General features: G+C 39.8%; 22 protein-coding genes. 14 read left to right on the top strand and 8 right to left on the bottom strand.

All coding sequences use genetic code 11. The annotated features are described in order from the left end of the window. Positions 1–528 precede the first annotated feature (528 nt). Positions 529–1,434 (bottom strand): DUF2628 domain-containing protein, encoded by a 906-nt coding sequence (locus tag BK581_RS10145; protein ID WP_078578057.1) that lies wholly within the window; start codon positions 1,432–1,434, stop codon positions 529–531. Positions 1,435–1,608: 174 nt separating this feature from the next. On the opposite strand from BK581_RS10145, the gene BK581_RS10140 reads away from it, so the two are divergent. The 3 genes from BK581_RS10140 (at position 1,609) to BK581_RS10130 (ending at position 5,495) form a co-directional block, all read left to right on the top strand. Continuing rightward, a complete protein-coding gene (locus BK581_RS10140) occupies positions 1,609–2,223 on the top strand; it encodes a hypothetical protein (RefSeq protein WP_078578056.1) in 615 nt (204 codons plus the stop codon). Positions 2,224–3,031: 808 nt separating this feature from the next. Beyond that, positions 3,032–3,394 carry an ArsR/SmtB family transcription factor gene (locus BK581_RS10135; protein WP_078578055.1) on the top strand — a complete coding sequence of 121 codons (363 nt, stop codon included), beginning with the start codon at positions 3,032–3,034 and terminating at the stop codon, positions 3,392–3,394. Further along, positions 3,366–5,495: a heavy metal translocating P-type ATPase gene (locus BK581_RS10130; protein ID WP_095995545.1), complete on the top strand. Its 2,130-nt coding sequence runs from the start codon at positions 3,366–3,368 to the stop codon at positions 5,493–5,495. Before BK581_RS10135 ends, BK581_RS10130 begins: the two co-directional genes overlap by 29 nt. A gap of 125 nt (positions 5,496–5,620) precedes the next feature. On the opposite strand, the gene BK581_RS10125 is transcribed toward BK581_RS10130, so the two are convergent. Further along, positions 5,621–6,250, bottom strand: a complete 630-nt coding sequence (locus BK581_RS10125; protein ID WP_245828992.1) for a flavin reductase family protein — start codon at positions 6,248–6,250, stop codon at positions 5,621–5,623. 121 nt (positions 6,251–6,371) lie between these two features. Between BK581_RS10125 and BK581_RS10120 the strand changes: the two genes are divergently transcribed. After that, the gene (locus tag BK581_RS10120) at positions 6,372–6,866 is read left to right on the top strand and encodes a GNAT family N-acetyltransferase (protein ID WP_078578053.1); all 495 of its coding nucleotides are present in this window, start codon (positions 6,372–6,374) and stop codon (positions 6,864–6,866) included. 576 nt (positions 6,867–7,442) lie between these two features. Here the strand turns inward: BK581_RS10120 and BK581_RS10115 are convergent. Beyond that, positions 7,443–7,958: a DNA-binding response regulator gene (locus tag BK581_RS10115; protein WP_245828989.1), complete on the bottom strand. Its 516-nt coding sequence runs from the start codon at positions 7,956–7,958 to the stop codon at positions 7,443–7,445. A gap of 753 nt (positions 7,959–8,711) precedes the next feature. Further along, positions 8,712–9,383: a GerMN domain-containing protein gene (locus BK581_RS10110; RefSeq protein WP_078578052.1), complete on the bottom strand. Its 672-nt coding sequence runs from the start codon at positions 9,381–9,383 to the stop codon at positions 8,712–8,714. A gap of 269 nt (positions 9,384–9,652) precedes the next feature. Here BK581_RS10110 and BK581_RS10105 point away from each other — a divergent pair, with 269 nt between their 5' ends. After that, the gene (locus BK581_RS10105) at positions 9,653–10,750 is read left to right on the top strand and encodes a DUF4097 family beta strand repeat-containing protein (protein WP_169837655.1); all 1,098 of its coding nucleotides are present in this window, start codon (positions 9,653–9,655) and stop codon (positions 10,748–10,750) included. A gap of 83 nt (positions 10,751–10,833) precedes the next feature. On the opposite strand, the gene BK581_RS10100 is transcribed toward BK581_RS10105, so the two are convergent. From BK581_RS10100 to BK581_RS10090, 3 genes are all read right to left on the bottom strand, one after another. Further along, complete coding sequence (locus BK581_RS10100; RefSeq protein ID WP_078578050.1) at positions 10,834–11,742, bottom strand: glycine betaine ABC transporter substrate-binding protein; 909 nt, start codon at positions 11,740–11,742, stop codon at positions 10,834–10,836. Between the two features lie 151 nt (positions 11,743–11,893). Next, positions 11,894–12,829, bottom strand: coding sequence for an ABC transporter permease (locus tag BK581_RS10095; RefSeq protein WP_078578049.1), 936 nt, complete (start codon positions 12,827–12,829; stop codon positions 11,894–11,896). After that, entirely contained in the window at positions 12,819–14,018 is a 1,200-nt protein-coding gene (locus BK581_RS10090; RefSeq protein ID WP_078578048.1) for a quaternary amine ABC transporter ATP-binding protein, read from the bottom strand. The genes BK581_RS10095 and BK581_RS10090 overlap by 11 nt, the downstream gene beginning before the upstream one ends. A 296-nt stretch (positions 14,019–14,314) precedes the next feature. Here BK581_RS10090 and BK581_RS10085 point away from each other — a divergent pair, with 296 nt between their 5' ends. From BK581_RS10085 to BK581_RS10055, 7 genes are all read left to right on the top strand, one after another. Next, positions 14,315–14,881 carry a GbsR/MarR family transcriptional regulator gene (locus tag BK581_RS10085; protein ID WP_078578047.1) on the top strand — a complete coding sequence of 189 codons (567 nt, stop codon included), beginning with the start codon at positions 14,315–14,317 and terminating at the stop codon, positions 14,879–14,881. A gap of 264 nt (positions 14,882–15,145) precedes the next feature. Beyond that, positions 15,146–16,279, top strand: a complete 1,134-nt coding sequence (locus BK581_RS10080; RefSeq protein WP_078578046.1) for an ABC transporter ATP-binding protein — start codon at positions 15,146–15,148, stop codon at positions 16,277–16,279. Between the two features lie 91 nt (positions 16,280–16,370). Next, a complete protein-coding gene (locus BK581_RS10075) occupies positions 16,371–17,267 on the top strand; it encodes a carbohydrate ABC transporter permease (RefSeq protein ID WP_245829207.1) in 897 nt (298 codons plus the stop codon). Next, positions 17,267–18,070 carry a carbohydrate ABC transporter permease gene (locus BK581_RS10070; protein ID WP_078578045.1) on the top strand — a complete coding sequence of 268 codons (804 nt, stop codon included), beginning with the start codon at positions 17,267–17,269 and terminating at the stop codon, positions 18,068–18,070. The genes BK581_RS10075 and BK581_RS10070 overlap by 1 nt, the downstream gene beginning before the upstream one ends. Positions 18,071–18,090: 20 nt before the next feature. After that, on the top strand, positions 18,091–19,470 hold the full coding sequence (locus tag BK581_RS10065; RefSeq protein ID WP_078579910.1) for an ABC transporter substrate-binding protein: 1,380 nt from the start codon (positions 18,091–18,093) through the stop codon (positions 19,468–19,470). A gap of 488 nt (positions 19,471–19,958) precedes the next feature. Continuing rightward, the gene (sigX, locus tag BK581_RS10060; protein WP_078578044.1) at positions 19,959–20,507 is read left to right on the top strand and encodes an RNA polymerase sigma factor SigX; all 549 of its coding nucleotides are present in this window, start codon (positions 19,959–19,961) and stop codon (positions 20,505–20,507) included. Further along, positions 20,504–21,742, top strand: coding sequence for a hypothetical protein (locus tag BK581_RS10055; RefSeq protein ID WP_078578043.1), 1,239 nt, complete (start codon positions 20,504–20,506; stop codon positions 21,740–21,742). The genes sigX and BK581_RS10055 overlap by 4 nt, the downstream gene beginning before the upstream one ends. Before the next feature lie 316 nt (positions 21,743–22,058). Here BK581_RS10055 and BK581_RS10050 read toward each other — a convergent pair whose 3' ends face one another. Beyond that, positions 22,059–23,456, bottom strand: coding sequence for a sigma-54 interaction domain-containing protein (locus tag BK581_RS10050; protein WP_078578042.1), 1,398 nt, complete (start codon positions 23,454–23,456; stop codon positions 22,059–22,061). A 222-nt stretch (positions 23,457–23,678) separates the two neighbouring features. On the opposite strand from BK581_RS10050, the gene pruA reads away from it, so the two are divergent. Both pruA and BK581_RS10040 read left to right on the top strand, forming a co-directional pair. Further along, positions 23,679–25,229 carry an L-glutamate gamma-semialdehyde dehydrogenase gene (pruA, locus tag BK581_RS10045; RefSeq protein ID WP_078578041.1) on the top strand — a complete coding sequence of 517 codons (1,551 nt, stop codon included), beginning with the start codon at positions 23,679–23,681 and terminating at the stop codon, positions 25,227–25,229. A 14-nt stretch (positions 25,230–25,243) separates the two neighbouring features. After that, on the top strand, positions 25,244–26,437 hold the full coding sequence (locus BK581_RS10040; RefSeq protein WP_078578040.1) for an ornithine--oxo-acid transaminase: 1,194 nt from the start codon (positions 25,244–25,246) through the stop codon (positions 26,435–26,437). Positions 26,438–26,465 lie beyond the last annotated feature (28 nt).

Here is a 26,465-nt window from a genome sequence, read left to right as displayed (position 1 = left end):
TATAGTAGATAAAACGAGAAATCGTAACACATGGCGCAGTTCTATATGGAAGCAGGTTGATGGGATATGGCAACTTTATTTTCACCAAGGCACTATATCGCCATTGTCAGTAAGTGACCTGCTTAAAGATACGGAGTAAATGATGAAACAGTGTCTAGGTCAAAGAAAGTGAGGCTGAGACAAAAAGTGTCAGTCATGGTCAACTGCAAATGATTATATATTGTTTATATATCTTGACAGTTGAGAGAGAAGCCTATTCTCTCTCAACATGGAAAACTTGTCAGCCGCCTGAAGAAAATGATGTGTATGTTCGAAGCAGGGGCAGCGCAAAATGCTTATCACAGATAACCGTCCGTAAAATTCCCGCCTCAAAATAGAGAGTAGAGATAAATCTATTCAGGCGGGAGATAACGGATGCTAATGTCCTGATTAATCAACTACCAAGCAGTGGGAAAAGAACGAAAACTTCCACTGATAGAAGGTCCGTTTTATACAGAGGTCATGTTGACCTTTCCACCTTAAACATGATCATTGACTAGGAGGCACAATGGTGAATTGTTCTTCTGCTTCTACCTCATCTTCCACGTAGATGATCAAACGATAACGCCCTGTTTTAACAGCAGGATCTTCGGCATCCACCACATCTAGTACAACGCGATTAGATGTGAAAATGTCATATTCTCTTTCTCTTTCAAGCACCCACTCCATCCCCTCATCAGCTTTATGATAAAGGCGTATAGTGAACGGTCGCCCTTCTACAGGTTCTTCCCCAATATAAACGAAGTTAATTCTCGCAGAATATTTTTCAAAAGACGGATTTAATGTGGTATTTCTCATGTCTGATGGGGACGGCTCACTATCAGAAAAGATATACACACCAGGCGGAAGGGATGGCGTCAGCGCATCTTTTACCGCAAATAAGGAGAGGCTTCCGCCCAGTAATAACAAGAAAGGTATGATGATGGCAGTGACCATTGACGTACCTGACTTAGAAAATAAAGGTGCTAGCGGCTTGTCACGTAGCCCCTTTTTCCATTGAGCGAGCATGGCTATTCTACGGGCATAAAGCGCATTTCCTTTCCAACCGAAAAAAAGATGGATCATAATAAGATAACTGATTTGCCAGACAACGGTGAGAGTGTCACTAAGCTCTTGGCTTAAACCTAAATAAGTCGTTAACGGTAGATACGTAACGAGAAGTTGACACATAAAATAGATGAGAGAAGTGATAAGTAGACTTCCATACATGTGTCTATAGGCAAGCCAGAATGGTGCTAAGAGAAAAGCAGCCCAATTCCATCCACTAAATGAAAAAGGAGCGGGCGATGCATGCCATTTGTTAAAATAATAAGTGACATTAGTTGCAATAAGAGGTTGGATATCGTCACTTCTAGCTAAAAAGTCATGTTCTGAGAATGGTTGTTGGTGGGTCATGAGCGTTAATCTCCCTTATAAATAACTTTCTTATATAGTGTAACATTGATTCACAAAACCCTAAAATAACATACCTACATATGCGACCATTTTGCACGATATGGCATAAAACGTCCTTTATAGTGAAAAATAGCGATGGCTAACATATAATGATGAGGAGGGAGGGGAAACAGAATGGCTAAATTTAAACGACTATTTCTTACATTATCAGCGTTATGCTTATTATCTGCCTGTACCTTCGGAGAAGCAGCTGATTCGGAGGAACCATTCCCTTACAATTATATCGTAGAGGGTTTTAAATATGGGGGATTTGCTTTCCCTGAATCGTGGAATGTAACGGCGATCTCATCACGTGTGAGACTGACATACAGAGACGAAGATCCGGAGAACCATCAATATGCAGGGATCCCTTATCGGTATGAATTTAACTTTGGTAGAAATGCCACAGAAAACCTAATAACAGATAAGATGATTGATCAATATAATCGAGAACAAGCGTTAAATGAAGGGACCCATCGTCAATTATATTATCATACTTCGGATGAAGAATATGCCAGATTGATAATAAGTACGAATGGATTTTTAAATGTGCTGACAGATTTTGAAGAAACGGAAACTTGGGAGGTGGATGGTACGACTGTCATGGTTATTCATGATGGCCGTCAATGGCGGGCAAACTGGCTTAATGGCGGGGGATATTATGATCTAAGTGTTAGGAAAGCAGCCGGTATAGACTCAGAGGAAGCGTTTAGGGATTTATTAGAGATGATGGTATCCCCAAATAGCTAATAAACGCCTTGATCTTACTTTTAAGAAAAAAACTGCCCTGAGGACAGTCCAAAAAGTCTTGGTGTTTCTTTAAAGACAGCTTTCTAATTTTTTATCTTGTTTTATTAATGTTGAACTTAATTATTATCACGACTAGTAAATTTTTTTCTAAAATAACTAAATAGGGATCTTATCAATACAATGGCTGTTAAAAATAACACAATATATCCTAAAATCGCAAATACATAAATCGACATGTTAACCCTCCTATAAAACGGCTTTCAATCAATGACTGTTTTTGTTCTTCTCTCACTGATTTTAGAGTGAATCAGGACATAAGCGTGACCTCCCGCCTAAATAGCGTTCGCTCTCCTCTCTATTTTGAGCCGGGAGTTTTATCAACGGTTATCTATGATAAAATGACTAACTAGCGATGAACTAGTTAGTTAATATCTTCTACAACTTCTGCTTAATACCTTCATCAAAAGAATCCACTTCACTACCGATTAGCATGACAGACTACATTCACCTATGTCTTTTCCATCTTTAAAAACAGCTTTAATGCCTCGATTTTTCTTCTTTAGAAAATTTACTCCTAGCCAAATAAACACCGTTCTGCTTCATCTATCCATTTTATCCCAGACTCATTCGGGAGGGGGAGAATGATGATATGTGAAGATGGGAAGAGCATGAAGTATTCATTAGGTAGCAATATGACAGGTATATGAACATTCAAACAAATATTTGAATAAAACAGTAGTCACCCGTATAATAATTATTAGTCAAACAGATATTTGAATGTCTAATAATGAAGGAGAGGACATAACGGATGAAAGATACGTGTGATATCTATTGTGTAGATGAAAGTAAAGTAGCTGATATTAAAGCTGCAATTGATGATACGATCGTTCAAGGAACGAGCAGAATTTTTAAGGTTTTGGCAGATGACACTCGATTAAAAGTTGCTTATGCATTGACGATACAAAAGGAATTGTGTGTATGTGATGTCGCTCAAGTTATTGGAAGCTCTACAGCTACAGCGTCTCACCATTTACGCGCGTTAAAAAAGCAAGGACTTGCACAATTCCGTAAAGAAGGCAAGCTTGCTTATTACAGGTTAGATGATGAACATGTGATCCAACTTATTCGGACCGCAGTCGAGCATGAAAAAGAAGGTAAAGCGGATGTCTAATGAACAACAATTTAAAATAGATGGTTTTTCATGTGCAAACTGCGCCGCTCGGTTTGAAAGGAACGTGAAAAATCTCCCAGGTGTAAAAGATGCACAAGTAAATTTTCCTGCTGAAAAAATTGTCATAGATGGTGAGGTATCCGTTTCAGAACTTGAGCAAGCAGGGGCATTTGAAAATTTAAAGGTAAGATCAACTGATGAGGAAGAAACGAAGGAACGCCGTTCTTTTTGGCATAAAAATCGATTACAAGTGTCTTTATCAGCTATACTAGCTGCGTTTGGGTGGACTTTTCACTTTATATTACACGACCAGCATGTGCTTCCTGTCACATTATTTTTAATAAGTATCATCGTTGGTGGTTATGCCATGTTTTGGCAAGGGTTAAAAAATATACGTCAGCTCGTTTTTGATATGAAGACGCTCATGACCATTGCCATTATAGGGGCCGCCTTAATTGGGGAATGGGGGGAAGCCGCTGTTGTCGTCGTGTTATTTGCTATTAGTGAAGCTTTAGAAACGTATTCGATGGACAAAGCAAGAAAATCTATACGATCTTTAGTTGAGAAAGGTCCTAAAGAAGCAAGAGTTATAACTAATGGTCAAGAAGAGATGGTGTTAGTTGAAGATGTGAGGATAGGAACAGAGATCAGTGTACGACCAGGGGAAAAAATTCCGTTGGACGGTGATATCATCGCTGGGACCTCCACACTAAACGAGGCGGCTATTACAGGAGAAAGTATACCTGTAGATAAAACGATCGATGACCCAGTTTATGCAGGAACATTAAATGAAGAAGGTCTATTAACAATTCGCGTCACAAAATATGTGAAAGATACGACGTTAGCGAAAATTATACATCTTGTAGAAGAAGCTCAAGGTGAAAGAGCCCCTGCACAACAATTTATTGATAAATTTGCGTCTTATTACACACCAGCCATTATGTTACTGGCATTTCTTCTCATGATTGGCCCACCACTCTTGCTGAATGCTCCTTGGGAGGAATGGATTTATCTTGGGCTTGCCACACTCGTTGTTGGATGTCCGTGTGCATTAGTAATTTCCACACCTGTGGCGATCGTGACAGCGATCGGTAACAGCGCAAAACAAGGTATTCTTATAAAAGGTGGCGTTTACCTTGAAAAAGCAGGTAAGTTGAATTCGCTAGCCTTTGATAAAACAGGGACCTTGACTAAGGGGATGCCGGCAGTTACAAATATTTTGCCTGAGGATGGCGTGTCTGGAGATGACTTATTAATGATTATTTATCACGTTGAAAAGCAATCGAATCACCCACTAGCAAAGACATTAGTCTCTTACGCTTCTGAGCATTTGGAAAGGCTAAAAGATCTTCCAATAGCCAATGTTGAGGCTATAACAGGAAAAGGGGTAAAGGCAGATATCAATGGGGAAACCGTCTTTGCAGCCAGTCCCTCCTATGTACAAGAGTATCACCCTCACACACTTAGCGAGGTGATGCAACATAAGCTTCAACGTCTTGAACAACAAGGGAAAACAACAGTTGTCATTGGGACATCCTCACGCCTTTATGGACTGGCGGCACTCAGAGATGATGTGAGAGAGGAAGCAAGAGTGGTCGTTTCTGCTTTGAAGCAGCTAGGGGTTTCGGAATTGGTGATGCTTACTGGTGATCAGCGCTACACTGCTGAAGCGATTGGTCAGGAAGCAGGAGGGATTCGTGTGATGTCTAATCTCCTTCCTGACGAGAAGCTACTGGAGATTAAAAGTTTAAAAAAGAAGGGAAAGACGATTGCTATGGTAGGTGACGGCATGAATGATGCGCCTGCATTAGCTAGGGCAGACTTAGGTATAGCGATGGGTGGGACAGGAACTGATACGGCATTAGAGACTGCTGATATCGCCCTTATGAGTGATGACTTGAAAAAAATTCCTTATCTTATTAAGTTAAGTAGAAAAACATTAACTATTATAAAGCAGAACATTGCGTTCTCACTCGGATTGAAGTTACTAGCCCTTATGCTCGTTCCTTTCGGATGGTTGACCTTATGGATCGCCATTATGGCAGATATGGGAGCAACCTTACTTGTCACACTGAATAGCTTACGACTTTTAAAAAAATAAAAGAAGGCTAAGGGAGCAGTGTCCATACTGCTCTCTTAGCCTTTCACGCTCTCTCCCTGAGTGGAAAGCCACTATTAGCGTTAATGATGAATAAAAACGGCTATGTTTTAAAGTCAGAGAGTCGCCTATTCCGATTTAGTGTTTTCAGGTTCAAGCTGAATGTGTTTCGTCGTTGTGCCATTATCTGCAATTAAATAATGAGACTGACCGAGAAAAAGTGGGATTTGCAGTTTTGTGAAATTCGGTAACCCATTTTCCTCAAACAAATCGTTATTTTTGTAAAACCGTTTTATATCACCACTCATCCAATCATGGTCCCCATATGTTTTACAGTCCCTTACAGTACATTCGTAAGCCACATAGGCATTTTCGAGAATAGGCGCACCAGTCGCTTCACCAGCCTGCCACTTTGCCATCATTTTTTCCAGCTTATCCCCGTCTCGTCCACTTGTTTTACCAGAAACTTCAATGTAGTGAGCATATTCTGCAGATACAAAGTTAATAGCAAAGGAACCGCTTTTTTGAATAAGCTCATATGTAAATCGTTCTTTTCCTATTGCTACCCCGTATATTGGGGGTGCTACGGACATGTAAGAATGCCAACCAGCCGCCATCATATTTGCATGAGAATCATGTTTGGCTGTGACGAGTGCAATGAGTCCAGGGTAGCTGTGTAATACTAATTGAGATGTACTTTTTAGTATTGAAAATAACCTCCCATTTTTTCCAATCATGTTCTTAATTATAATTAACATTTAACAGTCTTGCACTCTTTAAAAGAAACGATCATAATGATGTAACATTATTTTGAATCTATTAAGACACACAATCGAAAGTATAATGATAGAATAAATGAAAAAGAGTGAGGTGACGAACATGTTAATCAGACCGATTAAAGTGGAAGATGCTCATGCATTTCTTAATTTATGCAATGAAATAGATGAGTCAGGATGGATGTTATATGAACCAGGGGAAAGAAAAACAACGGTAGCGGAACAAGAAAAACAATTGGAGAAAATAATAGCTCAACAAAACTCAACCATTTTTGTATGTGAAGAAAAAGAGGCGCTTATTGGCTACATAGGAGCTTTTGGAGGAACTGTTAATCGTACAAGGCATGGGGCTTACATAGTTTTGGGTGTTAGTTCAGAGCATCGGGGGAAAGGTGTTGCGTCACAATTATTTAAAAGGTTATTTAATTGGGCAAAAGAAAAGCGATTGACACGGTTGGAATTAACAGCCATAAAAGATAATAGCAAGGCCGTTAATTTGTACAAAAAAATGGGTTTTATTATAGAAGGAGATAGAAAACAGTCGTTAATTATTGATGGAGAACCTGTGGATGAGTATTGTTTTTACAAGCTGTTGTGACATAAATGCCATTCGAATCAATTTTATAACGTTCGCTCGCCATCATTACTTACCATGTCTGAAAGCATTGCATTAGGGACAAAAAGACAAGTGCAATCCTCATATAGTAGGCTAGGCGTAAAAATCTTTTATGGACCTGTTCACCTCTTTATTTAGATTAGAGTCTTTTAGTGAGAGTAAAATAAGCGGATATTTTTCGGTTAGATACAGAAGAGAGCTCAATTTGGGGAATATAGGGGGAATTTTTCCGGTTATGCAAAGCAAAACGCCCCATTTCTCAGATTTTTCGGATCATTAGCGGAATCTCTCCGTCTATTTAAGCGATTATCATGGCTAATGCCTATTTAAGAGAATTTTTTCCGCTTATCTCACTCTTTAAGGAGCAGTAAAATCCCCACTAATGGAAGCTTAGCTTTATTTCTCAGATCGGGTTCTTAATCTGCTCTCCCAATCGATAAGAGCGGATTCTCATGATCCCAGATGCAGGAAGCAGCATCTTTTTTTCGAGTAGTTGAGAAAGCACCTTTTTTACGGTCTTGTCACTTAGATTTAAATGCTTTTGGACTTCTATAGGGGTTATGACTTTATGACTTCTCCTTTTCGAATTGCTAGTCGCAGCACTTCCTTTTCTACTAAAGAGAGACTGGTCTGGTCCAACTCATCTCCTAGCCAGCGGGCGATCACTTGCTGAACAATTTGTTGGCATCGACGAGGTTTCTCTTTAACTTGGTCATATGAAAAGCGGATCACGGTCCATCCGTCAATTACTAGCTGGTTTTGACGTTCTAGACTGTCGGAAAATTGCCATCTGCTTATGTTCTTTAAGTGAGGGCCGTAGCCGTCAATCTCAAGGCAAATACGGATGCCGGGACGAATATAAGCAAAATCCAAAAATCTTTGACCGTCCTTAAAATCATGGACTTCATACTCTGGATACAGATAACTAAATTGATGGAATAATGGCCACCACACTTGCTTTAAAAACAACCTTTCAGCATGTTTGTGCCCTTCTTGTAAGCGTCGCAATCGTTCACCGGTTCTTGCCTGCAAGTGAGTATGCATAAAGGTCTGATAGTCTTCTGAAAATCCCATAACATCATCCTCCTATCGATGATCATGCCTTTTACAAGGCACTTAATGATAAATCATTTAGACAAAACTAGCGGGCTAAACTACTGTTCTTTCCCCAATCTCTTCCACTATCAAAGTCTAGTGTTAACTTCAGTCACGGAACGATCTTTTCCTAATATTTACTTTAAAAAGAATAACGGCAATGGCCCAAAATAACCCCTTTAATCTTCATACGTATGCCATCTTGAGTATTAATTTATTTGAACTTTGGAAAGGTTATTTTTTCGGGTCTTAATGCGAGTAAAAAAAGAATTGAAAAGAAAACGAGGTCTAGAAGAAATTTAAAGAGAAGTCTGAGGTAGAACTATGTTTTAGTTTAATAACATTCTTAAATTTGTCAATCAAATTTTTACAATAACTGAGCATCTCTATTAAGATCATTTAGCCTCCCTCACCTTAAGGAGAGTATTTGCTAAAATACTAATAGTACGGTGCATCTTGATTTAAATGAAATCCTTTAATGGTACCCCCTAAATAAATGGAACATAGGACGACTCAAAATTGGCCAGCACCTCTCATTTTAAAAATTATGAAGTAATCACCTATCTCCTCCATGAACTTTAAATGTGACATCATCATTTCAGAAAATAAAGAAAAGATGTCTCATAAAGGCAGTAATCCTGCGCTTTTTGAGACATCTTAAGCTAGAAGCGAAAAGTTTTCAGAGAACTAACTTTCCATAAAAGAGTTAAGGTTGGAAAGTCTCTTTTTTAATTAATCTATCCATTCATAATCTTCAGGGTCATTAGCAGGAATCGGTTCAGAATATTCCATATGACTTAAAATTTCACCTGGCTCTTGGCCATCGATAAGGATAACTGTTTCATCATAGCCGAACTGTTCCATCATCATGGCGACTTGCTCTGTCATCATAACTTCACCGCCTGAGCCGAAGTTAGCTTCATTAATCTCAACTGAGAAAGAGACATGGGCGACATCGTCATTGAATTCAACAGAATCGACTGTTGTTCCTGCAGGTAAAAGAGGATATAAATCTTCATGCGTTGGACCTGCTGCCCATAACTGCATAGCTTCTAATGCCCCAGCTTCGTTAGCAGCAACACTCACACCTGATTCTACGCGATACGTATGCATGAGTTGATCATCGGAAAAATAGAGGGTCAGGTTGTCAATAGTATCGACTTCTTCAGTGGCAGCGTTTTTAGCTTCATTATTTGCTTCTTCTTCAACCGAACTGTTATTGACAGTCGTATCGTTTTCGTTATTAGCATTTTCGTCATTATTGGCATTCTCTTCGTGATTCGTCACGTCATTAGTGTCATTTAACGTATTGTTTTCATTACCAGTCGTGTTCTCATTTTGATTACATGCAGCCAATACGATAATGAAACTTATCGCAAGACATAACCCTGTTAACTTTTTCATATTTAAAACCCCTTTAAATTTGTATTAGTTCATAAAGTTAGACGCTGTCGATTTTTGAAAGTTACATAAATATGAGCTGTTTTTGTCCAAATTTTCTTGCACAACTGCCACTATACCATAGTTTAAAAAGGAGATTAAATTTATAAGCAGACGAGGCCTTCTATTGACACAACATTCCGTCTAAAGTCTTATATGAAATATTCCGTAAGGCGGTTCCTCTTCTGAAATTAATACAGTAAAATAACATGGGAAAGATCGGAGGAAAAGTGATGATAACTAGAATTGGCAGAAGAACGTTAGGCTTATGTATCGTGTTGTTCGGTATCTTGCTGTTAACAGAACGTTGGACAGGACTCCCTTATAGTCATGTGTTTGATTATGTATGGCCATTACTCATTATCTCATTTTTACTAGAAATCATCTTTTTTTATAAAAAAAGAGAAGAAGAGGATAGACTTACGTTTGATAAAGGATCTATAACGTTGTTGATTATTGTGATCATAATCGGTAATTTTTATCAAAGCTATGCGGAGAATGAAAACGGATGGTCTGCTCTCTTTCAATTATTAGAACGAGGCGAAAGTATTACCATTCAAGAAAACTATCCTCTCAGCAATACGATTAAAGAAATTTATGTGGAACTACCGGCAGGGAAGGTACGCATAGAAGGGACGGAGAGTGATGACATAGTCATTGAAGGTACAGTGACAGGAAATAGCTCTACCGAATCTGAATTAGAGCGTCACTTTAATAGTGAGAGAATCGCTGAGGAAGATGGGGGCATTTTTAGTTATAAGATTGAGACGGAAAACAGTTGGTTTCCCACAGATGAAAATCTCAAAGCTGATATTGTCATAAACGTCCCTGATCATGTTATTGTTCGGACAGAGTTGATGAGTGGTGCTGTACAGGTAGATAATGTGGCAAATGATGTTGTCATAGAGACGAGAAACGGTCATGTTAAAGTGGCAAATATAACTGGGGATCTTTATGTTCGAAATACAAACGGACACATTGAACTCACAACTATTGACGGCAATGTTGATGTTTCCACGTCCAATGGGAAAATAACGGGAGAAGACATGATGAAAGATGCGTCACTGAAAACGACAAATGGTGCCATAACAGCTGAAAGTACGGTTATCGGTGGTGATTGGGATTTAAGTACTTCAAATGGAAAAATCACTCTTAGCTTACCAGAAGACAGTCATGTGACCTTCCGTGGTAGCACCTCGAATGGCCGAGTTCATGGAAATCTTGCTTGGGAAGGGCAAGAAAAGGGGACGAGAGGTGAAGCCGTCATAGGGAATGGAACACATATGATTGAAAGCAGAACGAGCAATGGCAGTATAGAAGTCAATCAGTAGTGTGCCTCGTTTGAGGAGTTATGATAAGAGAGGGGCGTTCAAAAGTTACTTTTGAACGCCCCTCCGCATTTTATTAATGTTTATTATTGTAGATCTTCAATTGAATCGATGTCCATATATTCAGGAACAACAAGGCCGATAGCAGCGCCTTCAAGGTTTGCACCAAGGTCAACCATGTCATCACCGTAATCTTCTAAAAGGTGTGAATGCGTACCAGGTAACCATGCCGCCACCATTGCATCAGCTTCACCTTCTGCAACTGCTTGGAACATAAAGTTTGCTTCAAGTGGGTCCATGTTGACTTCATAACCAAGGTCTTCAAGAACAACAGCGATCATGTTAGTAGACGCAATTTCAGAATCCCATGCTACGAACACAAGGTCGATGGTTTCACCGTCAACTGGATCGACCCCTTCAGTCCATTCATTAACTTTATCTTCATTCTCTTCAACCCATGCACGGGCTGCTTCACGATCATCAGTACCTTCTTGGATGTCCATCATGATTTCTCCCATGTCTTCTTCAGTCCATTGGAAGTTATCTAATACTTGATAAGCTTCAGGCATATCTTCTTCAAGACCTTCACGTACGAAAGTGTGAATATCTTCAGCTTCACCGAAAACGCCTTCTGGATCCTCAAGGTATTTCAAGTCATAAGCAGCAAACTTCCAGTGAGGTGTCCACCCAGTCACAATGATAGGCTCTTCATTGTCATAAGCATCGCCAAGTGCTTGTGTCATAGCAGCATCAGAACTTGCTTGAACTTGCCATTCATCAAGATCGTAAACGTCAAGAGCTTCTTCAGCAGCTCCCATAATTCCGGCGCCTGCATCGATACCTGTAATCGTGTAGTTAAGTTCTTCCCCTACGTCAGCCCCAGCACCTTCGTTATTATTGTTATTTTCTGTGTTATTGCCATCGTTTGTTCCACAACCTGCGGCAATTAATGCTAATGACATTCCGGCTAATACGCCAAGTTTTTTCATTTTCATACATGACCTCTCCTTTTAAGAATAGTTTTATGTGTAACCTTTTATTAAAGGCCAGCTAGACAGTGGAGTGGTGTGAAAATCTTAGAAGTTTAAATCAACACATATCATAGACAGGGCCTTTTAAAAAGATCGAAAATCTTAAAACTCGCTGTTAAGCATTCTTTGGTTTGTTAAAAGCTTGTGTTAACCGATCGAGAATAATTGCAAGAATAACGAGGCAGATACCTGCTTCAAATCCCATAGAGATATCATTTCGTCCTACGGCATAATACACTTGACGTCCAATACCGTCAGTTCCAATCATTGCGGCAATAACAACCATTGATAAAGCAAGCATGATCGTTTGGTTCACACCAGCCATAATAGTCGTTTTAGCCATTGGTAATTGAACTTTATACAATTTTTGCTTCGGTGTTGATCCGAAAGAATCAGATGCTTCAATCAACTCAGTCGGTACTTGGCGAATACCAAGGTTTGTCAGTCTCACTGTAGGGGGCATGGCGAAAATCACTGACGCCACAACACCTGACACGATACCAATTGAGAAAAATGCAACGGCCGGAATAAGGTATACGAATGCCGGCATTGTTTGCATAAAGTCTAAAACCGGTGTAACGATAGCGCGCACTGTGTCGTTACGGGCCATCCATATCCCGATTGGAATCCCAATAATAATTGAAATTAAGGTTGCTGTTAAGACGAGTGACAGCGTAATAAGCATGTCATTCCAGTAGCCGATACTTTGGATTAAAAGTAACCCGAAAAAGACAAGTATCGGTAACCCGTAAGACCGAGGCATCAACCTGTATGCTAGAAAGGTTAATGCTAAAATAAAGATAATGGGCGGAATGAGCTGAAAGATACTTAAGAAAATATCGTCTGCAACAAATGCGATAAAGCTACGCAAGCCATCGAAAAATGGCTCAGATAGAGGCGCATCATTTCGAAGCCAGTCAACAAAGGATGCCACCCAATCACCAAATCCAATTGCGGGTAAAAAAGCTAAAAGACCATCAAAGAAATCATAAACAGGTTCAGTTATGTTTGCGATCCATTGAATAAAATTACGCCATAAGTCAGCTATCATGCCCGTTCACCTCATTTCCAGAAAGAGCAGAAAGAATTGTACTGCGAATAATGATACCTAGTAATCGTTTATCTTCACCGACGACTGCCATTGGAATCGGTGACGTAGATACAACGTCAAATAAGTCATGCATTGGTGTATCTGGTTTTACAGTTGGAATATCTGATTGAATAAGTGGCTTTAGGTCTTTTGCATTTTCCTTCACCGCTTTAGATACTTGGTCAGCATGAACAATTCCAAGTAACTCTCGATTACGTTTAATCACGTAAATACTTGAGATACCAGCATCTTTCATACGTTGTAAAGCAACACGTGGGCCATCTTTTTCAACATTCACCGTCTCTGGGCGTACCATAATGTTTTCAGCAGTGAAAACCTTAGAGCGGTCCACATCTTCAACGAAGCGTTCCACGTAATCGTCAGCTGGATTTGTGAGAATATCCTCAGGGGTACCAATTTGAACGATCTCACCATCTTTCATAATCGTAATACGGTCACCGATTCGTAATGCTTCATCTAAGTCATGCGTAATAAAAATAATTGTTTTTTGCATTTTTTCTTGCAAATCAAGCAGCTCGTCCTGCATGTCTTTTCTAATTAAAGGGTCTAAAGCCGAGAAAGCTTCATCCATCAATAGAACGCTTGGATCATTGGCCAAAGCCCGAGCTAATCCAACACGTTGTTGCATACCACCTGATAATTGATCAGGATATTGGTTCTCATATCCTTTTAATCCGACTAACTCTAATGATTCCATCGCTTTTTGTCGGCGGACGTCCTCTGCTATACCTTGAACTTCCAAGCCGTATTCAACGTTAGAAAGGATGGTTCTAAAAGGGAATAAACCAAACTTCTGAAAGACCATACTAAGTTTCTTCCTCCGTACATCACGAAGTTGCTTTTCGTTCATTTGAGCTAAATCTTCCCCATCGATCCAAACTTGGCCATCTGTCGGTTCAATAAGACGGTTAAGAAGACGAACGAGAGTTGATTTACCACTCCCAGACAGCCCCATGATAACGAAGACTTCCGCTTCTTGTACTTCGAAGGAAGCTTGATTAACCCCAACGGTCAAACCTGTTTCTTTTAATATATCATTTTTTGTTTTTCCATCTTTCAAGAGCTTAAGACCTTGCTTCGGACGTTTACCGAAAATCTTAGTCAGACCCTCTACTTTAATTTTTGCCACATTAGACACCTCAGTTTTGTTTGGTAATAGATGTAAAGAAAGCGCTACATAAAGGTACCTTTTTATTATGATTGCTCGACCTTTCTTACTATACCGTTTAAAATATAGATGTTCAAACTGCATATACTCTCTATTTTGTTGTAAAAGTTTGTACAGAAAAAACTGTACGAACATTACATAGGTGTATCTGTTAAATACGTTAAAATACTGCCGTATGATATATGAAACACTACTATCTTTTTTTCAGTATATTTTGCTAACATCATACATGACATGACAGATGGAGGGGACCACAAATGCGACATAATACTGATTTAGAGCTAGATTATGCTCAATTAGAGAATGCGAGAAACCGCTTTATTTCAGAAATTGCTAAGAATATTCATTTATATAACATTACACCGTCCGTTGGCAGGCTTTATGGAACCGTGTTTTTTGCTGATAAACCGATGACGTTAGATGAGATGAGTGACGCATTAGGAATGAGCAAAACAAGTATGAGTACAGGAATTAGAGCCTTATCAGAGGCAAATATGGTTGAACAAGTATGGGAACGGGGTGTTAGAAAGGACCTCTACAAAACCGAAGATGATTGGTATAAATCGTTTTCTAACGTTTTTATTACCCGTTGGCGGCACGCTACGGAAATGAATATGACCGCTATTAAAGATACGAAGCATATGTTGACAGAGTTATGTGAACGGACAAGTCATGATGATATCAAAGAGACAATAAAGCAGGATTTAATGAAGCTTGGAAAAGCAGAAGCTTATTATGACTGGCTGAATGATGTCATTGCCCTTTTTGAGACAGGTGATATTTTCGATATTATTCCTAAAAAAGAAGCAACAGATACGCTGTAACAAGATACTTATATTGGAAATTAAACTGGTGGGTGTCGTATTAAGACACCCACCAGTTTTTTGTTATTCATTATAGATAAATTTCCAGTCACCATTCCTATCTCATATCACGATTACCTTAATAGTATGTCATAAAATTAAAGTCCACTTAATGTTTGTCATGTTAACTATAAGTGTTCTTAATAAGCAGTTAATACTTGTGTTTTATCCTTTGGAGAGAGTCAGGTGAGAGGGAAAGTGAATTAATAAGGAGTGAATGCGTAAATGACGGATGCCCGTGTACAGTTGAAAAACGTGAGTAAAAGCTACGATGGTACAACATTTGCAGTTAAAAACGCTAGTGTCACGATAGAGCCAGGTGAGTTCTTTGTTCTAGTAGGGCCTTCAGGGTGTGGGAAAAGTACATTATTACGTATGATGGCCGGACTTGAGAAAATAACGGCAGGCCGTCTAGAGATAGGCGATGAGTTAGCTAATGATATGCCGCCAAATAAGCGGCAGTTATCCATGGTTTTTCAAAATTATGCATTATATCCTCATTTAACAGTTGAAGAGAATATTTTATTTGGACTAAAGGTAAGGAAGGTATCTAAAAGCGAGCGGAAGCGGCGCTGTCTTGAGGCAGTAGAGATGCTTGGTATGACAGAGTATTTAAAAAGGAAGCCAAGGGAATTATCAGGTGGGCAAAGACAACGTGTAGCGTTAGCTAGAGCCGTGGTCAGTCATATGCCTATTTGTCTTATGGATGAGCCTTTGTCTAACCTTGATGCTAAACTTCGTGGGCAAATGCGTGCTGAAATTCGTCAGTTGCAGCAAGAGTTAGGCATTACGATGATTTATGTGACACACGATCAGGTAGAAGCGATGACAATGGGAGATCGAATTATGGTATTGAAAGAAGGGGAAGTTCAACAAATCGGGCGTCCTATGGATATATATAATGCCCCTGCTAATACGTTTGTTGCTGAGTTTATCGGAGCACCTCCAATGAACATGGCTATTGGTGATCTAACTCAGGGAGGGAGATTAATTGTTAAAGATGGCTTTAGTACAAAAGTGATTGGGGCAAAAACATCATTATTAGAAACGCAAGTGCGCGTAGGCATCAGGCCTGAAAAACTATTAATAGAGGTACCAGTAGACGACACACATTATATCAGTCTGTTAGGGAAGATACGCCAAGTGGAACTTTTGGGAGATGAAACTATTGTGACATTTGATTGTGGTGACACTGTGTGGAAGTCAAAAGTGTCTGGACAGTGGCCAGTTAATAAAGGAGAGAGCATCCGTTTTTATGTTCATGAAAAGGACATACAATTATTTCATATGGAGACGTCTAAGCTGTTAACAGTTAAGGCTGTAAATGATTTGGCTGTAGCATCAACTTTATATTCATAGGAGGTGGAAATAAGTGAGTGAGGCAACGAGTTATGACTCAGAGGGTGTTAAGCAACCGCTCACAGTATCGGAGGCGGTAAAAAAGCATGGTGTGAAGACGACATTATCACGATGGGAACGTTCGAAAAATTACCGGACCGCTGCTCTATATTTACTCCCATCCTTTATACTGTTTGGTTTATTTATGTTTTATCCCATGCTTAATTCACTTTTTCTTAGCTTTTTTTTCACTGATGCTCAGGGTGAAGCAACGGCCTTTGTAGGTTTTGAAAATTATACATATTTATTTCAATCCGAGACGTTCAGACAAAGTATGAAGGTAACGTTATTATTCGTTTTATATACAGTGCCAACAAGTGTGATTATATCTTTATTTTTGGCTATTATTGCAAATGAAAAGCTACGAGGCATCAGCTTTTTTAGAACTATTTTTGCCTCCACCTTGGGAATGAGTGTAGCCGCTTCAGCTGTTATTTGGCTGTTTATGTTTCACCCTACAGCGGGAATATTAAATGCTTTTTTGGGAGCAATTAATTTACCGTCCGTTTCTTGGCTTCAGGATTCAACAATGGCGCTTGTTTCAGTTGCTTTAACAACAGTGTGGATGAATACCGGTTTTGCTTTTCTAATCCTGCTAGGTGGCTTGCAAAACATTGATGATCATTTATATGAAAGTGCTAGGATCGATGGTGCTGGCTATTTTTATCAACTGGGTAGAATTACAGTACCTATGCTGTCGCCTACCCTCTTCTTTATTATTACCATTACATTTATTAATTCTTTTCAATCCTTTGGACAAGTGGATATTTTAACGGGTGGCGGTCCAGCGGAAGCAACAAACCTTATTATTTACTCCATTTATCGTGAAGCGTTTGTTTACTATCAATTTGGACCAGCTAGTGCGCAAGTCGTTGTTCTATTTTTAGCGGTTCTCGTGTTGACACTCCTACAATTTAAGTTTGGAGAAAGGAAGGTGCATTACCAGTGATGAGAAAAGGCATGTTATATGTCCTTCTAAGTATTTCTGGCTTGGCCCTATTTTTTCCAATCATGTATGCTTTCTCAGTTAGTTTTATGACGAGTGATGATATTTTGCAACGTTCTTTGGTCCCTACGAATCCAACCTTTCAAAATTATGTAGATATGTTTGCATCAGTGCCTATTGGTCATTATTTATTAAATAGTTTTATAGTGGCTACAGTGACTACACTCGGTATGTTGTGTGTTAGTGCACTAGCTGCATTTGTCTTTGCGTTCGTGCCGTTTAAAGGGCGAGGAGGAGTGTTCATATTAGTTATTTCAACGCTCCTTATCCCATGGGAAGCCACGATGATTCCTAATTTTTTAACGATCCAATCGTTCGGATGGATGAATCATTACCTTGCCCTCACAGTGCCTTTTTTCGCCCTTGCCTTCGGGATATTTTTGTTAAGGCAGCATTTTAAGACGGTCCCTCAAGAACTTTATGAAGCGGCTCAAGTGGAAGGGTTATCCACGTTTCAAATTTTTTATAAGGTGGTGATCCCATACGCTAAGACGAGTTTTGTGACTTTGGGTATTTTTGGATTTTTAACAACGTGGAACATGTATTTATGGCCATTACTCGTGACGACTAATGATTCTGTTCGCACTGTGCAAATTGGATTGAGGCGTCTGCAGGCAGATGAAGTGGCAACTAATTGGGGAATTGTGATGGCGGGTGTTGTCATTGTTATTTTACCTACATTAATTTTACTTATGATTGGCCAAAAACAGTTACAAAAAGGTTTAACAAAAGGGGCACTTAAATAATGATACTGGGAGTTGATGATATGAAAAAGAGGACTAAGTGGTTTTTGACTTTGGCGTTAATGTTAACAGTGGTGACAGGTTGTCAAACTAATGATGATGAAGAAGTGACTGCGGATGAATCTACAGTAGAGCAAGAAGAAAACAATGATTCAAATATGGAAACTAACGAACAAGACGACGTGATTGAGATTGAATTTTGGCATGCGATGGGGGGAGGACTTGGTGATACGTTGGAAGCATTAATTAGTGATTATAATGCTTCACAATCGGATTATCACATTACCCCTGAATATCAAGGGTCCTATGAAGAACTTTTAACACAGTTCAGAACAGTAGGAGGAACTGACACAGCTCCAGGCCTGATACAAATGTTTGAAGTTGGCACCAAATATATGATTGAGAGTAATTATATTATCCCTGTTCAAGAATGGATTGACCGTGATAATTATGATATTACTCAGTTAGAAGAAAATATTTTAAGCTATTATATGGTCGATGACCAGTTGTACTCAATGCCATTTAATTCTTCGACCCCAGCTCTTTTTTACAATAAAGAGATGTTTGAAGAAGTGGGGTTAGATCCTGAAAACCCTCCGAGTACGTTTAGTGAAGTAGCTGAAGCAGCAGAATTATTAACAAATGATGATACTTATGGCTTTTCTATGCTTGGGCATGGTTGGTTTTTTGAACAGCTCATCTCAACACAAGGGGCAGATTACGTGGATGAAGAGAACGGCCGAGAAGGAGATGCGAACGAAGCACTCTTCGGTGGAGAAGAAGGGCTGCGAGCATTTGAATGGCTGGCGAATATGAATGACTCAGAAGTATTTAATTATTATGGCCGTGATTGGGATGATTTACGTGCCGCATTTCAGACGGAAAATGTCGCTATGTATATGGACTCTTCCGCAGGGACGAAAGAAATGGTAGATAACGCAAGCTTTGAAGTCGGGGTAGCTTATATGCCACACGCTGATGAAGTCGAGCGACACGGAGTCGTCATCGGTGGTGCATCTGTATGGATGGGGAGTGGCATTAGTGATGAACAGCAAGAGGCGGCGTGGGATTTTATGAAATGGTTTAATGAGCCTGAAGTGCAAGCAGAGTGGCACGTGAATACAGGTTATTTCTCAACAAATCCTGATGCCTATGAAGAAACGATCGTCCATGAAGAACATGAAAAATACCCACAGTTAACAGTCCCTATCGCTCAATTGCAAGATACGATTCCTTCGTCAGCTACTCAGGGAGCTTTGATTACTGTTTTTCCTGAATCGCGGGAACAGGTCGTGACGTCACTCGAAGCATTGTATCAAGGAACTAGTCCAGAAGAAGCTTTAAAACAAGCGGTAGAGGGAACAAATCGGGCGATTGATGTGGCAAAGCGTGCCTCAGAATAACGGTAAATAACACCTGTTATTGTAAAAAAACACTTATTTCATCTGCATAGTGGATGAAATAAGTGTTTTTTGATGTGATTCACACCAAAGAACTAATGATAAAGGAGAATTTTAACCACACTAATAGTAACGAGTAGTGGGATGTTTAATAGTCCATTTTATCTTATAGCAATATTCACACGACTTTTATCGACAATTCTCTATTATTATGGTTTCTATGGAGAATGTTCCCGCATGTTATAGCTAAGCTTTTTATTTTTCTATATAATGTGATGAGACTCTATTCAATGAAAAGGTGACAAAATGAAGCTTAAAAATTGGCAATTAGCATTTGTTTTACTTGTAATAGGATTTATAGGAGGGGCACTTTACTGGGTATGGGCATTCACAAGGTAAATGCCAGCTTCTCTCATAAATTTTTTTCTCAAATTGATATGTAACAGAAAGAGCGAAATGTCGACCAATATATTAGTCAGGGAGGGAACAATGTGAGAGAGGAGTTTGAGCGGTTATATCAAACCTATCACCACCAACTTTTCCAATACCTCTTTTACCTTGTACGGAACCGAGAAACAGCGGAAGAACTCGTGCAAGAGGTTTATATAAAAGTTTTAAATTCTTACGAAACGTTTGAAGGGAAAAGCAGTGAGAAGACTTGGCTTTACTCCATTGCGAAGCATGTGGCTATCGACTGGATAAGAAAGCAGTCCCGTAAAAAGCGTAAATCAGAAGGTAAAGAGTACGAATGGAGTGAACGCGAGTTTGAAATAGAAGACAACGACCCTTTACCTGAAGAAATCGTTGTTCAAAAAGAAGAAGTGCAGCACATTTATAAAATGCTAGAAAAGTGTAGTCAAGATCAACAACAAGTCGTTTTACTCCGCTATATTCAATCCCTTTCTATAGCTGAAGCAGCTGATATATTAGGTTGGACTGAAAGTAAAGTGAAAACGACTCAACACCGTGCGATTAAAGCATTGAAAAGACATTTGGAAGAGGCTGATGCTGCGATGGGTGAGAAGGAGGTAAGTAAATGAACAACAAAAAGTGGTCGGAAGAAGATGTAGAGAAAACGTTGACAAAGCTTCCTCCCGTCCAAGATAGACAAACTAAGGATGACCTTTTCCAGGCGATAGCGAGTAGGACAGAAAAAGAATTGCCCACACGCTTTTCACCGCGGAAAAAGAAGCCCTGGGTCTTTCCGGCAATGGCTTCTGCGGCAGCAGTACTTTTAGCTATTCTTATTATTCCTCCATTCTTTACAAGTGATAATCAACTGACGACCGATAATATGAATCAAGAAGAGGCAAATTTGAACGAAACAGCTCCTGTTGAAAACAATGATTTAAATGATACTGATCTTGACTCTCACGAGGTGGCTGTTAATAACAACGAGGAAGAACTTCCAGAAGCCCCTGAAACACCATCTATAGAAGATGATGATAACGAAATGCTCAATGAACATGATGAGCCAGCACAAGTGATGACTAAACCGGCAAGGGTTGCTAGCGTTGCTTATATTGCAAAGAGCTACTCTGTTGGAGAGGGAAGTAGTGCTAACCACTATATTACGGTGGAAGAATATGAACTAGATGAGTCGGTTAATAGAGAGAAGGCATTGCTTACTTCAGTTAAAGAGAGCGATACAACATCAGGTCACTACTTAAATAGTCTACAGGATGTGACGTCGAGTGGTGACACAGTCCAGCTTCACTTTACGGATACAGAAGCCCTCCAAGCATTAAGTTCACAAGAATATGCTTTTATCGAAGAAATGTTTCAAGAAATTGTCCCATTATACGGTTACAATGAAGTAGAATTTCTTGTTGATGAAGAGCCTGGTCTCATTTTTGGTCCCCGAGGAATGGCGCAGTCTCTCGATGTGACGACACATAACAGAGGTTATTATCTCGTTGAAGAAAATAATGAGGTAGGTTTAATAAGCGCTAGAATGGCAGGAGAAGTCATGAGAGAAGATGGGACGCCATTAACATTTGAACAAACGGTGGAAAAAATGGCTACGACAGAAGAAGAGGAAGGTTGGTATGAATCAGCTATTCCTGCACCTGTTGAAGTCACAAGTGTAACGATTCCTGGTGATACAGCTAGAGTTGGTTACCGTATTATCGAAGATGGAGACGTAGAAGAAGAAAAACTTCACCTGTTTTTTGAAGCACTCAAGCTAACCGCTAAATCCTTTACCCTTGATTCACTGGAAATTATCAACGTAGATAGTGGAGACACTATCACGTATGATATGGGAGAAAATTAAGTTAATCAATGGATGGTATGGCTTATAGTTTGAAACTGACAATTAAAAGAAACCTACTATAAGAAAGTGCCACTTTGGCTGTTGAGAGGAATCCTCTTAACAGCCTTTATTATGTCAGGTTAAAGAGGGTCTGGAGGAAACGGATGGCTTTCCAATAAGGATGATATCCAAGTAACTTAAAATCAATTGCTTCCCTGAATGGGTGATTTTACGTCAATGGCCCCTTAGGCTCCCCCTCAAGAAGGCCTCCGCCTATACCAGAAGTTCAAGGTATAAATTATTTTTTGCAGATGTCATTTGTATGTTGAATGTCGTTCTATAAATTATATTTTCTTCGCCGATACTGTAAACTTTGACGTTTAATACCTAATTTTTCAGCCGCTTGGCTAATGTTACCGTTATAGATAGAAAGGACGTTAGCGAGATACATTTTTTCAACTTCTTCTATATAAGCATGAAGAGGTTTGACAGCCGCTTCCACTCCTTTCTGTTTAAGTGAGTTTGAATCGCCTATTGTCATATCATTAGCAGGGAGTGGGAATTTTTTGCGCACGTGAACAGGCAAATGGATGGTGTGAATCGGTTCGTCGTAATCAATTAAATTCATGGCCCCTTCAATCATATGTTCTAATTCCCGGACATTCCCAGGCCAATCGTATTGTTTAAAAAAGTGGCTAACTTCATCTGCGAGCCCTGGAACATGTAATTGGAAGCGATGATTGTACTTTTGGACAAAATGGTCGGCTAATAATGAGATGTCTTCTTTTCGTTTCCTTAGAGGTGGTACTGTCAGTGATACGACGCTTAGACGATAGTATAGATCTTCTCGTAGACGGTTCTTTTCAAGAGAGAGCAAAGGGTCTTCATTCACTGTGGCGATAATTCGAACATCTATCATTCGATTCTTAGTGTCACCTATTCGTCTAATGGATTTTTCTTGGATGGCTCGCAGTAGTTTTGCTTGTAATGATGCGTTCAATGAGTTAATTTCGTCAAGCATTAACGTCCCGCCATCTGCTTGTTCAAATAAACCAGGATGGTCAGTAGCACCAGTGAAAGCGCCTTTTACAGACCCGAATAAGATACCTTCAATTAAGGAATCAGGTAGAGCGGCACAGTTTTGACTAATAAACGGCTTTGCTGATCTATGGCTACCATTATGAATGCTTTGGGCAAATAATTCTTTTCCAGTACCAGTTTCGCCAGAGATGAGGACAGATGATGACGTCCTTGCTGCGCGTTGTGCGTTATGAACAACCTCTTTAATTGCAGATGACTCCCCAATAATTTGTTCAAATGTAAACTTGGCATCATGTTTCTCTCTGGAGGTCTCACGGGTAAGGCGTTCAAGCTTCGTGATGTCTTTTGCAATTTCCACTGCTCCAATTCTCATGTCGTTATGAACAAGAGGAAAGGTATCGTTGATCGTTGTAATTTCCTGACCTTTAAAATTAAAATAGGTTTGTTTTGCGTTACGATGCACGCTCCCATTACTTAATGCTTGTAGCAGCCTACTTTCTTCCTCAGAATTGAATAAGAAAATATCCATAATAGTCTTATTTAAAACTTCCTCTTTATTCATGTCTTCAATTTCGGACATTTTTTTATTATAAATAATTGATTTTCCTTCGTGGTTGATAACATGTATGCCAATATCAATGGCATCGAGAAGTTGTCTGTAAACACCCGGTAACTGAGGGATTTCCTTAAACATCATGTCATTCCTCCTCTTTAGTGTTTTATTCTACAAAGACAAATAAACCTCCTGCAAAATAGTTTTGCAGTTAGCGATATTTTATTTTTTGCATGCCATATAAGTTTGCGGTGTGACCTCCAACCAATGGCTTTGTTACAGGATTTAAAAGTTGGCACAATTTTTGCAACATTATAACATTGAAGGATTTTAACTATGAGATTTAAAGGAGTGGATTTGATCATGGTAGTACCTTACAGACATGAGCCATTTACAGATTTTACAGTTGAGGAAAATCGCAAGGCGTATCAGGAAGCCCTTGACTTTGTCAAAGGTCAATTGGGCCAAGAATATCCCCTTATTATTAATGGTGAGAAAGTGTTTACTGAGGATAAAACAGTTTCTGAAAATCCATCTAACAAAAAAGAAGTTGTCGGTTTCGTTTCTAAGTGTAGTCGTGAATTGGCTGAAAAAGCGATGCAGGCTGCTGATGAAGCCTTTAAATCTTGGAAGAAGTGGGACCCGGCAGCACGAGCGAACATTTTATTTAAAGCGTCTGCTATGATTCGCCGCAGGAAACATGAATTTTCTGCATGGTTAACTTATGAAGCCGGAAAACCGTGGAAAGAAGCGGATGCAGACACGGCAGAAGCCATTGATTTTCTCGAGTATTATGCCCGACAAATCCTACGTTTAAAAGATGGGATAGAGATAAATTCCAGAGACGGTGAACATAATCAGTTCACTTACATTCCATTAGGTGTAGGAGTAACGATTTCACCTTGGAACTTTGCTTTTGCAATTATGGCTGGAACCACTGCGGGGCCAATGGTAGCAGGAAACACTATTTTATTAAAGCCTGCCAGTACGACACCGGTTATTGCCTATAAGTTCATGGAAGTGTTATTGGAAGCAGGTCTTCCAAAGGGCGTCGTTAATTACATTCCAGGAAGTAGTGCTGAGATGGGGGATTATCTTGTTGATCATCCTCGCACCCGATTTATTAACTTTACAGGTTCTAAAAAAGTAGGTCTTCATATTGCTGAAAGGGCGGCAAAAGTACAAGATGGCCAAATTTGGATGAAACGTGTCATTGCTGAGATGGGCGGAAAAGATACGATAATCGTTGATGACAATGCAGATCTAGATCTGGCAGCAGAATCAATCGTGTATTCGGCATTTGGTTTTTCAGGCCAAAAATGTTCAGCGTGCTCTCGTGCTGTTATTCATGAAAAAGTCTATGACACAGTGCTTGAGAAAGTTGTTAATCGCACGAAGGAATTGACGGTAGGGCCGGTCTATCAAGACAACACTAACTTCATGGGACCTGTTAACGACCAAGCGGCGTTTGAAAAAGTACTAAATTATATTGAGGTTGGTAAACAGGAAGGGAAACTTATGGTTGGTGGTGAGGGAGATAATACCACAGGTTATTTTATTAAGCCGACAGTTTTTGCCGATGTGGCACCGGACGCCCGAATTATGCAAGAAGAGATATTTGGTCCAGTAGTGGCATTTGCGAAAGCTAAAGATTTTGATGAATTGATAGAGATTGCCAACAACACAGAATATGGACTGACAGGGGCGGTCATTTCTAATAATCGTGACCACCTAGAGCAGGCACGTGAAGATTTTCATGTGGGAAATCTCTATTTTAATCGAGGGTGTACAGCTGCTATTGTCGGCTATCATCCGTTCGGAGGTTTCAATATGTCTGGAACCGATTCAAAGGCAGGTGGCCCAGACTATCTACTTCATTTCTTACAGCCGAAAACAGTCTCAGATATGTTTTAAGAAAGGGGAGAACGATGACAAAATCCTCCGAGATTATTCACCTGACAGAAGCATATGGAGCAAATAATTATCACCCGCTGCCTATCGTTATTTCAAAGGCAGAAGGTGTTTGGGTAGAGGACCCGGAAGGCAGACGGTATATGGATATGCTAAGTGCTTATTCTGCTGTTAACCAAGGACATAGACATCCTAAAATCATCGAGGCCTTAAAAAAACAAGCAGATCGGATCACCTTAACATCGAGAGCGTTTCACAATGATCAGCTCGGAATATTCTATGAAAAAGTTTCTCGATTAACAGGGAAAAACATGGTATTACCTATGAATACAGGAGCAGAGGCTGTTGAAACCGCGGCAAAAACAGCCCGACGCTGGGCTTATCGTGTGAAGGGAGTGGAAGCAAATAAAGCTGAAATAATCGTGTGCCAAGATAATTTTCATGGGCGCACGATGACAGCTGTTTCGTTGTCATCGAATGATGCTTATAAACAAGATTTTGGACCGATGCTTCCGGGTATAAAAGTGATTCCTTATGGTGATAGCGCCGCCTTAAGAGCCGCTATTACCCCAAATACAGCAGCCTTTTTGTTTGAACCAATTCAAGGAGAGGCGGGAATTAACATTCCTCCAGAAGGGTTCTTAAAGGAAGCTTATACGATTTGCAAAAAAGAACAAGTGTTGTACGTGGCAGATGAAATTCAATGCGGATTAGCGCGTTCAGGTAAGATGTTTGCATGTGATTGGGAAGAAGTAGAGCCCGATATATATATCCTTGGTAAAGCTCTCGGGGGCGGTGTGATGCCTATCTCTGTGATTGCAGCGAATGATGATATTCTCGGTGTGTTTGAGCCTGGCTCTCATGGTTCAACGTTTGGCGGCAATCCATTAGCGTGTGCTGTTTCAATCGCTGCACTAGACGTGATAGAAGACGAAAAACTCGTAGAGAAATCCAATCGCCTAGGTGACTATCTCAAGGAACGGCTTAAGACAATTTCTAATCCACACATAAAAGAAGTAAGAGGAAAAGGATTATTTATAGGAGTTGAATTGACGGAGCCTGCTAGACCTTATTGTGAAAAGCTAAAAGAAAAGGGGCTACTCTGTAAAGAGACCCACGAGAATGTTATTCGCTTCGCCCCTCCTCTTGTTATTTCAAAAGAAGATCTTGACTGGGCAATTGAACAGATTAGTGAAGTGTTAACCCCTTAAGAGGGAGGCTAATGTCCCTTGTTCTAGT

Source organism: Salipaludibacillus agaradhaerens, assembly GCF_002019735.1.
In the GTDB taxonomy this organism is placed as follows: Bacteria; Bacillota; Bacilli; order Bacillales; family Salisediminibacteriaceae; genus Salipaludibacillus; species Salipaludibacillus agaradhaerens.
The sequence above is the reverse complement of the archived record's forward strand: the minus strand, read 5'-3'. Positions and strand labels throughout refer to the sequence as shown.

Coding starts and splice junctions, on each gene's coding strand:
- BK581_RS10040 (WP_078578040.1), top strand. CDS start 25,244: ATGACAAAATCCTCCGAGATTATTCACCTGACAGAAGCATATGGAGCA.
- BK581_RS10140 (WP_078578056.1), top strand. CDS start 1,609: ATGGCTAAATTTAAACGACTATTTCTTACATTATCAGCGTTATGCTTA.
- BK581_RS10145 (WP_078578057.1), bottom strand. CDS start 1,434: ATGACCCACCAACAACCATTCTCAGAACATGACTTTTTAGCTAGAAGT.
- BK581_RS10080 (WP_078578046.1), top strand. CDS start 15,146: ATGACGGATGCCCGTGTACAGTTGAAAAACGTGAGTAAAAGCTACGAT.
- BK581_RS10055 (WP_078578043.1), top strand. CDS start 20,504: ATGAACAACAAAAAGTGGTCGGAAGAAGATGTAGAGAAAACGTTGACA.
- BK581_RS10095 (WP_078578049.1), bottom strand. CDS start 12,829: ATGATAGCTGACTTATGGCGTAATTTTATTCAATGGATCGCAAACATA.
- BK581_RS10110 (WP_078578052.1), bottom strand. CDS start 9,383: ATGAAAAAGTTAACAGGGTTATGTCTTGCGATAAGTTTCATTATCGTA.
- BK581_RS10085 (WP_078578047.1), top strand. CDS start 14,315: ATGCGACATAATACTGATTTAGAGCTAGATTATGCTCAATTAGAGAAT.
- pruA (WP_078578041.1), top strand. CDS start 23,679: ATGGTAGTACCTTACAGACATGAGCCATTTACAGATTTTACAGTTGAG.
- BK581_RS10120 (WP_078578053.1), top strand. CDS start 6,372: ATGTTAATCAGACCGATTAAAGTGGAAGATGCTCATGCATTTCTTAAT.
- BK581_RS10050 (WP_078578042.1), bottom strand. CDS start 23,456: ATGTTTAAGGAAATCCCTCAGTTACCGGGTGTTTACAGACAACTTCTC.
- BK581_RS10105 (WP_169837655.1), top strand. CDS start 9,653: ATGATAACTAGAATTGGCAGAAGAACGTTAGGCTTATGTATCGTGTTG.
- BK581_RS10125 (WP_245828992.1), bottom strand. CDS start 6,250: ATGTTAATTATAATTAAGAACATGATTGGAAAAAATGGGAGGTTATTT.
- BK581_RS10130 (WP_095995545.1), top strand. CDS start 3,366: ATGAAAAAGAAGGTAAAGCGGATGTCTAATGAACAACAATTTAAAATA.
- BK581_RS10135 (WP_078578055.1), top strand. CDS start 3,032: ATGAAAGATACGTGTGATATCTATTGTGTAGATGAAAGTAAAGTAGCT.
- BK581_RS10115 (WP_245828989.1), bottom strand. CDS start 7,958: ATGGGATTTTCAGAAGACTATCAGACCTTTATGCATACTCACTTGCAG.
- BK581_RS10100 (WP_078578050.1), bottom strand. CDS start 11,742: ATGAAAATGAAAAAACTTGGCGTATTAGCCGGAATGTCATTAGCATTA.
- BK581_RS10070 (WP_078578045.1), top strand. CDS start 17,267: ATGAGAAAAGGCATGTTATATGTCCTTCTAAGTATTTCTGGCTTGGCC.
- BK581_RS10065 (WP_078579910.1), top strand. CDS start 18,091: ATGAAAAAGAGGACTAAGTGGTTTTTGACTTTGGCGTTAATGTTAACA.